The sequence below is a fragment of the Shinella sp. M31 genome (assembly GCF_049199205.1).
In the GTDB taxonomy this organism is placed as follows: Bacteria; Pseudomonadota; Alphaproteobacteria; order Rhizobiales; family Rhizobiaceae; genus Shinella.
In genome coordinates this window covers 1-275 of record NZ_JBLZPH010000136.1, presented here as the reverse complement: position 1 = coordinate 275, position 275 = coordinate 1, and the positions used below count along the sequence as shown (strand labels likewise).

The following is a 275-nucleotide window of genomic DNA, read 5'->3' as shown; positions in this document are numbered from 1 at the left end:
GTGTGAGCTCAAGCCGAGGCGCGACTTGCGGGCTCGTTGATCCTATCCTCCCGATCGCACCTGCGCGAGCAGCTTCTGGCGGAAGACCTCGGCCGGTGTCTTGTAGCCGAGGCACTTGCGTGGCGTGGTGTTCAGCCGGTCGCAGATTTCCTTCAGGTCCTGTTCGCTGATCGAGAGCGGATCGATATCCCTCGAAAGCCATTTCCTGGCCCGTCCGTTCGTGTTCTCGACGGTGCCCTTCTGCCAGGGTGATTGCGGGTCGCAGAACCACGTCG

Annotated in this window: 1 protein-coding gene; it reads right to left on the bottom strand. The window is 62.2% G+C overall.

The window, feature by feature from the left end:
- Positions 1-42: 42 nt before the first annotated feature.
- Positions 43-275, bottom strand: a 233-nt coding sequence (locus tag ACOZKU_RS21665) for a transposase (protein ID WP_421580636.1), incomplete at its 5' end; no start/stop codon positions are given.